Genomic DNA, 14,540 nt, shown 5'->3' with positions numbered 1-14,540 from the left:
CGGCCGCGCAGGCGGCCCCGCCCACGGCACCACCGGCACCGGCCGCGGTGGCGGCCGCCGCCGCGTCCGCCGAACCCGCGGCGGCCCTGGCGCGCGGCCCCGGACGCCGCTCCGCCACGACGTTCCTCATCATTCCGCGCCTGCACAAGCGGCTGCGGGTCAGAGAAGGCGTGTCGCAGCGCGTGCTGGCCCTCGGCGTGGGCCACTACCCGGGGACGGCGCGTCCCGGCGCGATCGGCAACGTGGTGCTGCTCGGCCACCGCACGACGCACACGGCGCCGTTCCGGCGGCTGCACCGGCTGCGCAACGGCGACCCGCTCGTGCTGGCGAAGGGCAAGCGGCGGCACACCTACCGGGTGTACCGGAAGACGATCATGTCGCCGCGCCGGCGGTCGGTGCTCGCGCCGGTGCCGTTCCGGCCCGACGCCGCGCCGCGCACCCGGTCGCTCACGCTGATCACGTGCCATCCGCCGGGCTCGGAACGGCAACGGCTGGTCGTCCTGGCCAAGAGCGATGCGGGGTGAGCATGGACAGCAGCACACGGCGCCGCCGGGCGGGCGGGCACGGGCGCGCGATCGTGACGGGCCTGGCGGCGCTGGGGGCGCTCGGTGCCCTGGTCACGGCGGGTCCGGCGGCACGCGCGCCCGACCCGGCGGACGGGGCGGCGCCGAGCCGCGCGCCGGACCCGTCGGCGGCGGGCGGAGGGCCGGGCACGCGCGGGGCGGATATCGCCGCCGTACCGTGCCCGCGGGAGGCGCTGCGGGTCGTCCGCATGCCCCACGTCATCGACATGACCCGGTGCGACCCGCGGTCCGCGCTGGTCGAGGGGCCGGACGGCCTGGGCGCCGTGGTGCCCGCCGACGGCTCCTCGGTGGCGGCGTCCAGGCTCGGCGCCCGGCCCGGGGAGGGCGTGCGGACGCTGGTCGTACAGGTCGATCTGGCCAAGAAGCTGGTCGTCGTGTCCGACCGGGAGCCCGGCGGTCCGCGGGAGACCTCCGGCCCGGCGGCGGGCCGCGGGCCGGACCCGGTGCGCCCCGTGGCCGCCACCCCCTCCCCCGCCTCGCCGGCTCCGGCCGTCGCGCCGATCCCGGCGTGCAGGGACGCCGCCTACCGGCACGACGGCGCCCCGATCCCGTCCCGGCGCCGCGGCCGCGCGGTGCTGAAATGGTGGTACTACCCGGGCGACGGCCGGGTGCGCAGGCTGAGCGTCGCGCAGCAGAAGAGGGCGTTCACCCGGGGAGTCCGCATCGCCGTGGAGGGACGCAACAACTGCCGCCTGGGCCGGATCGCGGTCCGCCAGGTCCTGCTGGGGCACACCTGGCGTGCGCCCGGAGTCATCTCCAGCGGGGCGTGCGGCCTGGCCGACGGGCGCAACGTCCGCGGCTGGATGCGGTTCACCAGCGGCGAGACCATCCTCGGCCTGACCTGCAAGTGGTTCCGCAGGGGCAAAGTGGTCGAGGGCGACGTCGCCCTCAACGCCGGCGGAGTGACCTGGACGACCAGCAGCAGGCGCTGCCGCGGCAACACCTACGACGCGGTCGGCGTCGCCGCGCACGAGAACCTCCACCACATGGGCCTGGCCCACGTCGACGGCTCCGCTCACCGCAACCTCACGATGTTCCCGGCCATCGGCGCCTGCGAGTTCCACTGGCGCACCCTGGGCCTGGGGGACTTCCTCGGCCTGAAGCGCTACTACGGCGCCCGCTGAACACGGCACCTGCTGGACAGTGCCCGCCGAACAATGCCCGCCGAACAGCGCCCGCCGAACAGCGCCCGCCGAACAGCGCCCGCCGAACAGCGACGGCGCGTCGCCGCGGGCCGTGCCGCAGGACGCCCCCGGACGCCAGCATCCCCGCCCGCGCTTAACGAAGATCGGCCCGTAACCTGGCGCCGATTTTGATCTGTAACAGTTTGAGCACGGCGTGTTACTGAAAGGTATCTGTGCGCGGGCCCCGTTCCCTCGTCCGTCGCGGAACGGGGCCGTAACCGTCGTTTCTCGCCACGGGGGCCTGGCGCCGCCATGCCCTGCGTGCGAGCAATCGCGCTCAGCGAACCGTGCTCACGAAAGGGACCCGCGATGAAGGCGAACAAGGCACGCAAGTCGTCGAACAAGGCTCGTCGGCCGCAGCGCAGGACGTCGCGGATCGGCACGTGGGCCAAGTGGGGCGCCACCGGCCTGACCGCGGTCGTCACGCTCGCCGGCTCGATCGCCGCGATCGCGATGCTCCGCTCCTGGTTCGCCCGGCCGAGCACGCAGCGCCGCGACTGGTCCGCCGCGACCCACGGCGACCGGCGGGAAGAGACGCAGCGCGCGTCCATGTGAGCCCGCTTCCGCCCCCGCGGTCCGCACCCGCCGCGCCGGGACGGGCACCGTCCGTCCCCGCGGCCGGGCCGCGCCGATTCGGCGGCGACGCGGCCGGTCCGTCCGGCGACGTCGCCGGCGCGAAGGGTCAGCAGCGTTCCTCCGCGGTTCCGGCCCGGTGCGCCGCCATCCGCACCCCCGCACAGCACGAAAGATCTTTCTTCCCCATCGCGGTGACCGGCCGGCGTGATCGGCCGGGCGGGCGGCCGACGGCACGACGGCGGCCCGCGGGTGCCGGCCGCGCCGCGCGAGTGGGGCCGACCGCTCCCGGAGGTGACCCGTGAAGATCGCCATGATCTCCGCACACGCCAGCCCGCTGGCCGTCCGCGCCGCCGCCCCGGACGAGGAGGGCGACGCCGAGGCCGGACCCGCCGAACCCGGCGGGCAGCACGTGTTCGTCGCCGACCTGGCGGCGCGTCTCGGGGCGCAGGGTCACCACGTCACCGTCTACACCCGCCGCGACGACCCGGACCTGCCCGCACGGGTGCGGCTGGAGCCCGGGGTGACCGTCGAGCACGTGCCCGCCGGGCCGGCCGAGCCGATGCCCCGCGACGAGCTGCTCCCCTGGATCCCCGACTTCGGCCACTACCTGTGCGAACGCTGGGCCGACGACCAGCCCGAGATCGCCCACGCGCACTTTTGGATGAGCGGCCTGGCCGCCCTGCAGGCCATCCGGCATCTCGGCGGGCAGCGCGTCCCGATGGTGCAGGCGTACCACGCGCTGGGCACGGTCGAGCACCGGCACGGCGGGGCGCAGGACGGCGGCCCGGCCGGACGCATCCGGTTGGAACGCGCCATCGGCCAGGCCGCCGACGCCGTGATCGCGGCGAGCTCGGAGGAGGCCGAGGAGCTGGTGCGCATGGGGGTGCCGCGCGACCGCATCGCGATCGTGCCCTGCGGGGTGGACCTGGAGTTCTTCAGCCCGGACGGGCCGGCCGATCCGTCCCGGCGGGGGCGGCGCCTGCTCATGCTGTCGCGGCTGGGCGAACGCCACGGCGTGGACACCGCGATCCAGGCGCTCCCCCGGATCCCCGGCGCGGAGCTGATCGTCGCCGGCGGTCCGCCGTACGAGCGGATCGACGAGGACCCGGACGTGCGGCGGCTGCGCCGGCTGGCCGAGGAGACCGGGGTCGCCCGGCGGGTGGCGTTCCTGGGGCGGGTGACCCGGGCGGAGGTGCCCCGGCTGCTGCGGTCGGCGGACCTGGTGGTGACACTGCCCTGGTACGAGCCGTTCGGCATGGTGCCGCTGGAGGCGATGGCCTGCGGCGTGCCGGTCGTCGCCACCGCCGTCGGCGGTCACCTGGACACCGTCATCGACGGTGTCACCGGGGTGCACGTGGCACCCCGCACGCCCGAACAGACCGCCCGTGTCATCCGCTCCCTGCTCGCCGACCCCACCCGCCGCACCGCCATGGGCTTCGCGGGCAGCGACCGCGCCCGCTCCCGCTATTCGTGGGACCGGATCGCCCTGGAGACCGTCAAGACGTACCGGCGCGCGCTGGCGCGTGCCCGGGTGCCCGCCTGATCAACCCGCCGAAGGGTAAAAACTCAGGTAAAAGATTCGGCATCGCCGGGTGTGCCGCCCGGTGCGCGCGAGCCCCGTCCGACTAGGGGATTCCCGCAGGTGACAGGCCCGCGGGCCGGTGCGGGGAAGCGGTCAAGCGCCGGGCAAGCGTTGCTAACGTCGAGGTCATGCTAGACAAGCCGTCGCATGCCTTGGCCGATGTCGCCCGCAGCGTGGGAAACGCCGGGACGACCGCCATGGCGAGCATACCCGGGCTGCTGGCAGCGGTGGACCAGCACGCCGCCGCGGTGCGCGACCTGCTCGCCGCCTCCGGGAAGACGCTCGACATCGCGTCGCTCGGCGAGTACCTGGTGGAGTTCACCGAGTCCGCGCTGGAACGCGGCTGGACGCCCGGCGACGACCGCGACTGGGAGTTCGTGCGCATCGTCGCCGTCTGCTGGCTGATGACCCGCCACGACTACTGAGCACCCCGGCTCGGCGCGCCCCCGGATCCGAACGGCCCGCACGCCTCGGCCCGCCGTAGCGGCAGGTGATCGGGCGACCACTCGTCGCAGGGATCCGGCCGCTCGTCGCACCGGGCGGCCATCGCGCGTACATACCCGGGCGTAGTGCCTATTTTCGTACCCGTCGCCGGGTGCCCCGGCCACAGGAGTCCTCGGGGAGGCGCCGTCGGAGCCGACGGGCACCGTCCCGCACCGGTGCCCGTGGGTTCCGTGTGGCCGGCCCCGGCGGCCACGGAGGGGGGAGGGGGCACGCCCATTCACTGATACGCGGGCGTGCCTCCTCCGTGCGCCGCCCCGTCCTCCTCCCGCGCGGCCTCTAAGCGGCCCTCTCCCCCGTACCCGCCGCCGCGCTCCTCCGGTTTACCGCCGCCCTTCTCGGAAAGCGGGACCAAGAGGAAGAAAAGGAGGAGCCATGCCGAAAACCACCAAAAGCGGCAAACCACGGCAGGAAGAGCTTCCGAGCACCCTCCGGCGCTCCAGCAGGGAGGCCCAGGAGACCTTCGTCAAGGCCCATGACAGCGCGGTCGAGACGTACGGCGAGGGCGAGCGGGCGCACCGCACCGCGTACGCGGCGCTCAAGCACAAGTTCGAAAAGCGCGGCGACCGCTGGGTCGAGAAGGCCCGCAAGGGGCCGTCCGACCCGCGCGCCAAGAACCCCAGGGCCCGCGAGGGCAGGGGCCGGAGCTTCGGCGGCGTCGACGTCGAGGGCCACTCCAAGCAGGAGCTCTACCAGCGGGCCGCCGAACTGGACGTGCAGGGCCGCTCGCGCATGTCCAAGGGGGAACTGGCCGCGGCCATCGCGCGCAAGCAGGGGTAGGAGCGGTCATGCCGATGGACGAGCGCACGAAGGCGACGGTGCGCGCCCTGCTGGACCGGCACCCCCGCGGCTACGTCGCCGAGGAGACCGGCTTCACCGTCACCGCCACCGCGGCCGGGCTGTTCCGGCTGCTGTGCCTGTCGGTGCCGGCCGACGACCCCGCCCCCTCGCGGGAGGCCGTCGAGGCCACCCGCGCGCTGCCGGCGCGCCGCTGGGACAGCGCGCCCGAGATGAGCAAGACCGGCGACCGCGAACGCGCCGAGGTGATCGCTCAGGCCGGGTACCGCCACGCCGGACGGGCCGCCCGGCTGCTCGGCGCGGCCACCCGCATGGTCGTCCACCGGTACGGCGCCGACCTGCGCAACTTGCGCCGGGCCGCGGGCGGCGACCACGGCCGCCTGGTCGATCTGCCGGCCGAGATCCCCGGCATGGACGAGGCGGGCCGCGCGGTCTTCCTGCGCGAGGCCCAGATGTTCTGGCCGGAGGCGGGGCCGTTCATGGACCGGCACGCCGTCCGCGCCGCCGAGCGGCTGCACCTGCCGTCCGACGGCGGCACGCTGCTGCGCGACGTGGCCCGCGGCGGCGGCCACGAGGAGCTGTCCTGGCTGGTCGGCGCGTTGGCGCTGGTGGACGTGCACAACGTGTACGACCGCATCCGCACATCCGCCCGGGTGTGAGCCGGGCGGGCGCCCTGCGCCGCGGCGCAGGGCGCCCGGCCCGTGCCGAGTTCTTCGGCCCCCTACTCGCCGTTCCACCAGCGGGCGACGGCGGCCTTCAGACCGCCGCGCGGAGCCGGAGCCGGCGCCGCCGGCTGCTGCCGGACGGCGCCCGGGGCGTGGCCGGCCGGCTGCGCCGGCGCCACGGCGGCTTCGGCCTGCTGCTCCACCGCGTCGTTCTGCGCCCCCCACGACTGGTCGACGTCCCGGACGGGCGGGAACTTGACCGGCAGCGCCTGCAGGGACCGGTGGAACGGTCCCGGCCGCCACTGCAACTGCTCGACGGGGACGGCGAGCTCGATGTCGGGCAGACCGTCCAGCAGCCGCTCGATCGCCACCGACGCGATGAGCCGCGCGTGGTTCTTGGCGGGGCAGGCGTGCGGACCCGCCCCCCACGACAGGTGGGCGCGGTTGCCCGCCCGCTGGTCGGTGGCCCTGGCGGGGTCGGTGTTGGCCGCGGCGAAGCTGATGACGATCGGCGTGTCGGCGGGCAGCACCGTCCCCATGAACTCCATCTCGCGGGCCAGGTAGCGGGCCGCGTAGTTGGCGATCGGCGGGTCGGTCCAGAGGATCTCGTCGAGCGCGTCCTCCACGGGGAGGCTGCCGCCGGACAGGTCGCCGGCGAACCGGTCGTCGGCCAGCAGCAGCCGCAGCCCGTTGGCGATGAGATTCTGCGTGGGCTCGGTGCCGCCGCCCATCAGCAGCACCAGCTGGTGCGCCATCTCCTCGTCGGTCAGCCGCGCCGGGTGGGCGATCAGCCAGGAGGTGATGTCGGCGCCCGGCCGCTGCCGCTTGAGCGCCACCAGCCGCAGGACGCCGTCGGTCAGCGCCGCGTTGCCCTTCTCGACGTCCTCCATCTCCCAGATGGCGCTCATCCCGTACATCAGCTGCTGGGCGATGTCCGGCGGGCAGCCGAACAGCTCCATGAACACCAGCAGCGGCAGCACGACCGCGTAGTCCTTCAGCAGGTCCGCCTCGCCCGCCGAGGCCATCAGGCGGATCAGCTTGTCGGCGTTGCGCTCGACGTAGCCGCGCAGCGTGGTGTTGTCGACCCGGGCGAACGCGTCGGTGATGGCGCCGCGCAGCCGCGCATGGACGGTGCCGTCGGTGAACAGCGCGTTCGGCCGGTACCCCATCATCGGCAGCACCGGGCAGTCGGGCGGCACCGTCTGCTGCCAGCCGCGCGGGTCGTGCATGAACGTCAGGTCGTCGCGCAGCACCTCAAGGGCCGCGTCGTACCCGATGGCGAGCACCGCCGGGACGCCCGGGGCCAGCTCCACGGGCGCGAACTGCCCGTGCACGCGCAGCTCGGCGTAGGCGGAGTGCGGGTCGGCGGCGAACTCGGGCCCGTACAGGGGCATGCGGCCGCCGGCGTGCACCGGGCACCCCGACGCCCCGGCCCCCTGCCGGGCCGGACCCGCGGCGGTGCGGGCCTGGTCGTCGTCCAGGCGTTCGGTCGTCATGACGCCTCCCGGTCCAGGGCGATCAGGTGGTCCACCAGCGCGATCAGCGCCCGCGCCGACGAGGCGCGGTCGCGGGCGTCGCAGGTGACCAGCGGAGTGGCGGGATGCAGGTCGAGGGCCTCGCGGACCTCCTCCTCGGGGAACACCGGGGCGCCGTCGAAGGCGTTCACGGCCACCGCGTACGGCAGGCCGTGCCGCTCCACCAGGTCCATGATCTCAAAGGACTGGTCCAGGCGGCGGGTGTCCACCAGCACCAGGGCGCCGAGCGCCCCGCGCGCCAGGTCCTCCCAGAGCCGCTTGAACCGGCCCTGCCCCGGCGTCCCGAACAGGTACAGCACCAGCCGGTCGCTGAGGGTGAGCCGCCCGAAGTCCATGGCCACGGTGGTGTGGGTCTTGTCGGGGACGCCGGACAGGTCGTCGACCGGCGCCCCGGCCTGCGTCATCCGCTCCTCGGTGCGCAGCGGCCGGATCTCCGACAGGGTGCCCACCAGCGTCGTCTTGCCGACCGCGAAGTGCCCCACGATGAGCAGCTTCACCGACTGGCGCACCGAGTCGCGCACGTACATGCCGCCGGCGCCCGTGCCGGGCGCGCTCGCGGCGACGCTCTCAGAGGAGAGCACGGAGTCCATCGAGCACCTCCTGCAGGAGCCCCAGCTGCTCGGGCCGCGACGAGTCCGGGCCCGCGGCCCGGGTGGTGATGTGACCGCTGTCCACCAGGTCGGACAGCAGGACCTTGGTGACGCTCACCGGCAGATCGAGATGGCCGGAGACCTCGGCCACCGACAGCGCGCCGCCCCGGCACAGGTTCACGATGCGGCGCTTCTCGGGGCTCAGCCCGGTCAGCGGCAGGTCCCCGGCGGCCGTGACCAGGGTCACCAGGTCGAAGATGTTGCGTGTCGGGCGGGCCCGGCCGCCGGTCACCACATGCGGCCGGACCAGCGCCCGCCGGTTTCGCGGCGTCATCATGCGCCGGCACCCTGCCTCGGCGGGGTGGACAGTTCCTTGCCCAGCCGCTGCACCAGCTCCTGCAGCCGGTACGACACGGCCTCCATGTCCACGTGCTGGGTGGCCGAGACGGCCAGGTACGCGCCCGGGCCCGCGGCGACGAGGAACACGTAGCCGTCGTCGAACTCGCTGACCGTCTGCCGCCACATCGTGTTCGGATCGCCGCAGAACTCGGCGGTGCTGCGGGCCAGCGACTGCAGCCCCGCCATGCCCGCGGCCTGCCGTTCGGCCTCGTCGCGGTCGATCCGCGCGGAGTGGGCCATCAGCAGCCCGTCGGCCGACAGCAGGATCGCGTACCGCGTCTCGGGCATGCGCAGTGCGTCATCGAGCATCCAGCCGAGCTTGTTGTCCACGAATTCGGTCATGACCGGATGTTCCCTTCACTGTCGGCTTCGTGCTGGCCGGCCGCCCGCTCGGCCCCGTCCGAGACGGACGCGGCACGGCCGGACCGCGTTCCCCGCTGCCACGCGCCCAGGCCCGCGGCGCTCCGGCGCGATGGCGGCTCCGCACCGGCGCCGGTGCTCGGTTCCTCCGCCGCCGGCGCCGGTGCGGCGGCGGTGAGCCGGCGGCGCTTGGGCAGCCCCCCGGCCGTGGACTCCACGGCGACCGGCTCGGCCTGTTTCTCGCCGGCTCCCACCTGCGCCGGCTGCGCTCGGTCGGACGACGCGTCAGGCTCGGGCGACACGGCGGGTCCCTCCTGCTCGTTCGTCGGGACGGCGGTCAGCAACGTGTTCGGCAGGAACACCACCGCGCGGACGCCGCCGTACGGCGACCGGGTGTCCACCGACACGGTGAATCCGTAGCGGGCCGACAGCACCCCGGCGACGGCGAAGCCGACCTGCGGCGGGTCGCCGATGCGGTTGATGTCGACGTGCTCCAGGCCGTTCAGCAGCCGGGTGGCCCGCTGGATCTCCTCCCCGTTCATCGCCACCCCGGCGTCGTCGATCATGATGGCCACGCCGTTGTGCGCCATCTGGAAGTTGACCTCGACCTTGGTGTTCGGCTGGGAGTGCCGGGCGGCGTTGTCCAGCAGTTCGGCCAGCACCAGCACGACCGGCTCCACGGCGCGGCTGACGACCGCGACGTTGACCTCCGAGTTGAGCTGGACCCGCAGGTAGTCGCGGATCCGGGAGACCGCGCCGCGCACCACGTCCGACAGCGCCGAGGCCTGCCGCTGCTGGCCCGGCCACGACCCGCACAGCACGGCCGTGGCCTGGGCGCGCCGTCCCAGCTGGGCGTTCATGTGGTCCAGGCGCAGCAGGTCGGCGAGCACCTCGGGGTCGTCGTGGCGCTCCTGCATGTCGGTCAGCGCGAGCTGCTGCTCGTTGGTCAGGCTCTGCACGGTGCGCATCATCGCCCGCAGCGTGACCTTGGCCGACCGGTCGGCGCGGACCCGGGCGCGTTCCACGCTCTCGGTGAACAGGTCCAGCACCGTCTGCACGTCCTGTCCGAACGGCGTACCGGTCAGCCACTGCTCGTGCAGTGGCCTGGACACCGTCACCGGCCGCCCGTCGAGCTGGTCGCGCAGTTCGGGGAGCCGCGTACCGGCCAGATGCCGCAGCTCCTCATCGCGCCGCCGCAGCTCGTCCAGCAGTGCCTCGATCCGGCCGCGGTACCGGTCGGAGACGTGCCGCTGGCGAACGAGCACGACCGCGAGGACGACGATGCCGATGGCGGCGCCGGCGAGCGCCGCCACCAAGAGGGGTTGCTCCATCAGGTCCTCAGTTGGGTGGATTGGTCAATCGTGGCGATTGCGCGATTATGTCGCGGATCACAGTGCTTTGCAGGCATTACCGCACGTGTCCTCGACCACGCTGGTCACACGCGCCCCAGAGAGGCCGCCCGAGCTTGCCTGCCGCGGAATCGCATGCGCCGCGCCCGCCGACGACCCGTCTCACCTCTTGACGTGGTACGCACCCCCGCGTTCCGGCGGTTCAACCGGACCGAGACCCGGAGCCCACCCCGAAAGGGATGAACTACGACAAATTGGAACGGGTGCCGCAACCGCCCCCGAGAGCGGGACACCCCCACGGGCACGTAACCCCATCGGACGGCCCCCCGGACCCCCGACGACTCCGGTCGCGGCCGCTCGCCATGCCCACCACTGCAAGGGCCGCACCGACAGGCCGCCCCGATCACCAGTCGTCCCGGATCACCTGTCGCGCCGAGCACCGCCGAGCGAAGCACAGCCGCACCCGCGCCTCCCCCGACAAGCAAGGATCGGGCCGAGTCCGACCGACCACCCCTGTCGCCGACGACCCAGGGGTGTCGTCACCCGGCCCAGTGGCATCGATGGACGGGCTGAGAGGCAACCCCGCATCCCGTCGCGGGCGGCGCGTTCCACACCCGGTACGCGGGCCGCGCCCACCGAACCGCCTCGCTCCTGCGGCGCGGCCCCTGAGCACAGCACGGGAGCATCACCGCGACTCGATGAACTCGAATCCAACGAAGACGACGCACCGGCCGACGGCACCCAGAATCGCAACGATCCCGCACCGTCGACGTTATCGAGAATTTATTTTCTTCTGCTATTATGGTTTTTGCAGATGATCTGCGGTTATTAGCATCGCGTTCCCCGGTTCATTCGGAAGGGAGCACGATGCAGAACGGGCAGCCCAGCCGGACCGCTCTGTCGACCGCGGCGGCACGCGCCGCACACCTCGTCGTCGACAACGAGCCGCACATCCTGCACGACACCGTGGCGGCCACGCTGATCGGCGACCAGGCCGAGGAGATGCTCGGCTACCACCGCGCGTACGGCGACCACCCGATACTGTCCTGCACCCGCGCCCTGGTCACCACCCGCAGCGCCTACACCGAACGGGTGCTGGCCGACCGTTCACCGGACCAGTACGTGATCCTCGGCGCGGGCCTGGACACCTACGCCCTTCGCCACTCCGGCCCCCGGGTCTTCGAGGTCGACCACCCGGCCACGCAGGAATGGAAGCGCGCACTTCTCGCGCAGGCGGGCCTCCCCACTCCCGGGCATCTCGCCTTCGTTCCCATCGACCTGGAATCCGACGCCCTTCTCGACCGGCTCACCGCCGCCGGATTCGACCCGAGCCGCTCCACCCTCGTGGGCTGCCTGGGCGTCACCATGTACCTCACCCGCGACGCCATATCCGCCACTCTGGCGGAACTCGGCCGCCTTTCCCCCGGCTCGGAAATCATCATGGAATACTCGCTGCCCGCGGAATTGCGGGACGACCTGGGCAACGAGTACGCCGCCATGGCCTCCGAGGCCGTCCGCGAGAGCAACGAGCCCTACCTGACCTCCCTGTCCCCCGACGAGGTCACCGCGCTGATGGGGCGCCACGGCCTGGAAGTCCTCCGCCACGTCGCCATGCATGACGCCGTCCCCCCGTCCATGTGGACCCGGACCGACGTCCTCCGCCCGTTCGTCGGCTCCCACCTGGCCCACGCCGCCGTCTCCGCGACGCCCGCCTCACCCCGCTGACGCATCGGGCGGCGGCACCGGCAAACCCAGCCGTCGCTCCACCCGGCGCGCGACGCGCCCCCAGCGGTAGCAATGCCAACGAGGTGGCCCCGTACCCCACCGCGTCGTCGGGGGCCCGGCCGGTGAACGGCAACGGCACGCCGACACACCGCCACGGCCACCCCGTCTCCCGGCTCCGCAGGGGTACCGGCCGCCGTCCCGGTCAACGCGCGACGCGCCCACACCGACCGCGACGCCGACGAAGCGGCCCCATGCCCAGTCGCGCCACCGGGAAATCCGGTCGGCGGGCGGCAACGGCAGGTCGGCACTCCACCGCACGGCCGCCGGGGGCGGGGCCACCACCTGGCAGTGGGCGCGCCATATCGCGCCATATACGGCCCAGACTGTCCTGCGGCGGTACACGCGATGGCTGCCAGGGCCCCGGCGGCCCCGGTGAGACCGGCCGCCCCTCCGTTCAGCGCGTGTGCGCCCGTACCGGCCGCCTGCAAGGCGGCCCACGTGCCGCCTCGTCGCGCCATCGGGGGTTCCGACCGCTGGGCGGAAGCGGCGACCGGGCACGCCGCCGCGTCACCACCAGCGCTCCGGCCACGCTGGGGGCCGGTCGGTCGGCGATGCGGCCGCATCGGGCGTGTCCGCGCCTCGTCGGGGCTTTCGGGCGGCGGGGGGTGGCACCACCGGGGTGAGTTGATCGCTCGGTTGCGGGTCGCCTCGGGTTCGTGGCGGCGTGTGCGGTGGTTGCCGGGGCGCGCCCGGTCAGGCGGCGGGTTCTGCGGCGGCGGGTTGGAACTGGGTGCGGTACAGCTCGGTGTAGCGGCCTCCGGCGGCGAGGAGTTCGTCGTGGGTGCCGCGTTCGACGATGCGGCCGTCCTCGACGACGAGGATGAGGTCGGCGGCGCGGACCGTGGACAGGCGGTGGGCGATCACCACGGCGGTGCGGCCGTCGAGGGCCTCGGTCAGGGCCTCCTGGACGGCCGCCTCGGAGGTGGTGTCCAGGTGGGCGGTCGCCTCGTCCAGGATGACCACGCGGGGGCGGGCCAGCAGCACGCGGGCGATGGTCAGGCGCTGGCGCTCGCCGCCCGACAGGCGGTAGCCGCGTTCGCCGACGACGGTGTCCAGGCCGTCGGGCAGGCTCTCGACCAGGTCGGCCAGGCGGGCGCGGCGCAGCACCTCCCACAGCTCGTCCTCGGTGGCCTCGGGACGGGCGAGCAGCAGGTTGGCCCGGATCGACTCGTGGAACAGGTGGCCGTCCTGGGTGACCATGCCGAGGGTGTCGCGGATGGCGGCGAAGCTCAGGTCGCGCACGTCCACGCCGCCCAGCCGGACGGCGCCGGAGTCGACGTCGTAGAGGCGGGGCAGCAGGCTCGCGATGGTGGACTTCCCGGCGCCGGAGGAGCCGACCAGGGCGACCATCTGGCCGGGTTCGGCGCGGAACGAGATGCCGTGCAGGACCTCGACGCCGCCGCGCGCGTCGAGGACGGCGACCTCCTCCAGGGAGGCCAGGGAGACCTTGTCGGGCGACGGGTAGGAGAAGTGGACGTCGTCGAACTCCACGGAGACGGGGCCGTCCGGCACCGTGCGGGCGCCGGGCCGTTCGGCGACCAGCGGCCGCAGGTCGAGGATCTCGAAGACGCGCTCGAAGCTGACCAGTGCGCTCATCACCTCGACCCGGGCGCTGGCCAGGGCCGTCAGCGGCGCGTAGAGGCGGGTGAGCAGCAGCGCCAGGGCCACGACGGCGCCCGCGTCGAGCCGGCCGCGCAGGGACAGGTACCCGCCGAGGCCGTAGACCAGGGCCAGCGCCAGGGCGGACACCATGGTGAGCGCGGTGATGAACACGTGCTGGACCATCGCGGTGCGCACGCCGATGTCGCGCACGCGCCGGGCCCGGACGGCGAACTCGCGCGACTCGCGGACGGGCCGCCCGAACAGCTTCACCAGCGTCGCGCCGGGCGCGGAGAACCGCTCGGTCATCTGCGTGCTCATCGCGGCGTCGTGCGCGGCGGCCTCGCGCTGCAGGCGGGCCAGGCGGGTGCCCATGCGCCGGGCGGGCAGCACGAACACCGGCAGCAGCAGGAGCGCCAGCAGCGTGATCTGCCAGGAGATGCTCACCATGACCGCGAACGTCAGCAGCAGCGTGACCAGGTTGCCGACCACCCCCGACAGGGTGTCGCTGAAGGCGCGCTGGGCGCCGATCACGTCGTTGTTGAGGCGGCTGACCAGGGCGCCGGTGCGGGTGCGGGTGAAGAACGCGACCGGCATGCGCTGGACGTGGTCGAACACGGCGGTGCGCAGGTCGAGGATCAGGCCCTCGCCGATGCGCGCCGACAGCCACCGGTTGAGCAGCCCGATGCCGCCCTCGGCCAAGGCGATCACGGCGATCAGCCCGGCCAGGCCGGTGACGGTGCCGGGGGCGGCGCCCTCGCCGATCGCGTCGACGACCCGTCCGGCCAGCACCGGCGTGACCACCGCCAGCACCGCCATGACCACGCTGAGCAGCAGGAACCACGCCAGCAGGGTGCGGTGCGGCCGCGCGAAGCCCCAGATGCGCCGCAGCGAGGCGCGGGAGAAGGGCCGCCGGTCGTCCTGCGCGTTCATCGCGTGGTGGAGGGCCATCCACGCGGTCACTTCCATGCTCATCGGCACCGCCGTTCCGGTCGGAGGAGGAAGGTCCGACCTCCGATGCTGGGACCTCGAC

Annotated in this window: 14 protein-coding genes; 8 read left to right on the top strand and 6 right to left on the bottom strand. The window is 73.8% G+C overall.

Going from position 1 to position 14,540, the window contains the following annotated elements; all coding sequences use genetic code 11:
* The 7 genes from ABD879_RS20605 to ABD879_RS20575 all read left to right on the top strand — a co-directional run.
* The coding region (locus tag ABD879_RS20605; protein WP_345023134.1) for a class E sortase at positions 1-524 on the top strand (524 nt) is incomplete at its 5' end.
* A gap of 2 nt (positions 525-526) precedes the next feature.
* Positions 527-1,708, top strand: coding sequence for a hypothetical protein (locus ABD879_RS20600; RefSeq protein ID WP_345023133.1), 1,182 nt, complete (start codon positions 527-529; stop codon positions 1,706-1,708).
* Between the two features lie 369 nt (positions 1,709-2,077).
* Complete coding sequence (locus ABD879_RS20595) at positions 2,078-2,323, top strand: hypothetical protein (protein WP_345023132.1); 246 nt, start codon at positions 2,078-2,080, stop codon at positions 2,321-2,323.
* Between the two features lie 319 nt (positions 2,324-2,642).
* A complete protein-coding gene (locus ABD879_RS20590) occupies positions 2,643-3,887 on the top strand; it encodes a glycosyltransferase (protein ID WP_345023131.1) in 1,245 nt (414 codons plus the stop codon).
* A 236-nt stretch (positions 3,888-4,123) separates the two neighbouring features.
* Positions 4,124-4,351 (top strand): DUF6401 family natural product biosynthesis protein, encoded by a 228-nt coding sequence (locus ABD879_RS20585; protein ID WP_345023130.1) that lies wholly within the window; start codon positions 4,124-4,126, stop codon positions 4,349-4,351.
* A gap of 451 nt (positions 4,352-4,802) precedes the next feature.
* The gene (locus ABD879_RS20580) at positions 4,803-5,207 is read left to right on the top strand and encodes a ChaB family protein (RefSeq protein ID WP_345023129.1); all 405 of its coding nucleotides are present in this window, start codon (positions 4,803-4,805) and stop codon (positions 5,205-5,207) included.
* Between the two features lie 14 nt (positions 5,208-5,221).
* On the top strand, positions 5,222-5,884 hold the full coding sequence (locus ABD879_RS20575; RefSeq protein ID WP_345023128.1) for a hypothetical protein: 663 nt from the start codon (positions 5,222-5,224) through the stop codon (positions 5,882-5,884).
* 62 nt (positions 5,885-5,946) lie between these two features.
* Here the strand turns inward: ABD879_RS20575 and ABD879_RS20570 are convergent, their stop codons facing one another.
* From ABD879_RS20570 to ABD879_RS20550, 5 genes are read right to left on the bottom strand one after another with little or no spacing between them, the layout of a single operon-like run.
* Positions 5,947-7,386, bottom strand: coding sequence for a cytochrome P450 (locus ABD879_RS20570; RefSeq protein ID WP_345023127.1), 1,440 nt, complete (start codon positions 7,384-7,386; stop codon positions 5,947-5,949).
* Positions 7,383-7,952, bottom strand: coding sequence for a GTP-binding protein (locus ABD879_RS20565; protein WP_345023135.1), 570 nt, complete (start codon positions 7,950-7,952; stop codon positions 7,383-7,385). Before ABD879_RS20565 ends, ABD879_RS20570 begins: the two co-directional genes overlap by 4 nt.
* Before the next feature lie 40 nt (positions 7,953-7,992).
* On the bottom strand, positions 7,993-8,352 hold the full coding sequence (locus tag ABD879_RS20560) for a DUF742 domain-containing protein (RefSeq protein WP_345023126.1): 360 nt from the start codon (positions 8,350-8,352) through the stop codon (positions 7,993-7,995).
* Complete coding sequence (locus ABD879_RS20555) at positions 8,349-8,756, bottom strand: roadblock/LC7 domain-containing protein (RefSeq protein WP_345023125.1); 408 nt, start codon at positions 8,754-8,756, stop codon at positions 8,349-8,351. The genes ABD879_RS20560 and ABD879_RS20555 overlap by 4 nt, the downstream gene beginning before the upstream one ends.
* On the bottom strand, positions 8,753-10,105 hold the full coding sequence (locus tag ABD879_RS20550; RefSeq protein ID WP_345023124.1) for an ATP-binding protein: 1,353 nt from the start codon (positions 10,103-10,105) through the stop codon (positions 8,753-8,755). Before ABD879_RS20550 ends, ABD879_RS20555 begins: the two co-directional genes overlap by 4 nt.
* Positions 10,106-10,990: 885 nt before the next feature.
* Between ABD879_RS20550 and ABD879_RS20545 the strand changes: the two genes are divergently transcribed.
* Positions 10,991-11,848, top strand: a complete 858-nt coding sequence (locus ABD879_RS20545) for a class I SAM-dependent methyltransferase (protein WP_345023123.1) — start codon at positions 10,991-10,993, stop codon at positions 11,846-11,848.
* Positions 11,849-12,601: 753 nt separating this feature from the next.
* On the opposite strand, the gene ABD879_RS20540 is transcribed toward ABD879_RS20545, so the two are convergent.
* Positions 12,602-14,482, bottom strand: a complete 1,881-nt coding sequence (locus ABD879_RS20540; RefSeq protein ID WP_345023122.1) for an ABC transporter ATP-binding protein — start codon at positions 14,480-14,482, stop codon at positions 12,602-12,604.
* Positions 14,483-14,540 lie beyond the last annotated feature (58 nt).

Source organism: Actinomadura keratinilytica (genome assembly GCF_039539665.1).
Classification (GTDB): Bacteria; Actinomycetota; Actinomycetes; order Streptosporangiales; family Streptosporangiaceae; genus Spirillospora; species Spirillospora keratinilytica.
The sequence above is the reverse complement of the archived record's forward strand: the minus strand, read 5'-3'. Positions and strand labels throughout refer to the sequence as shown.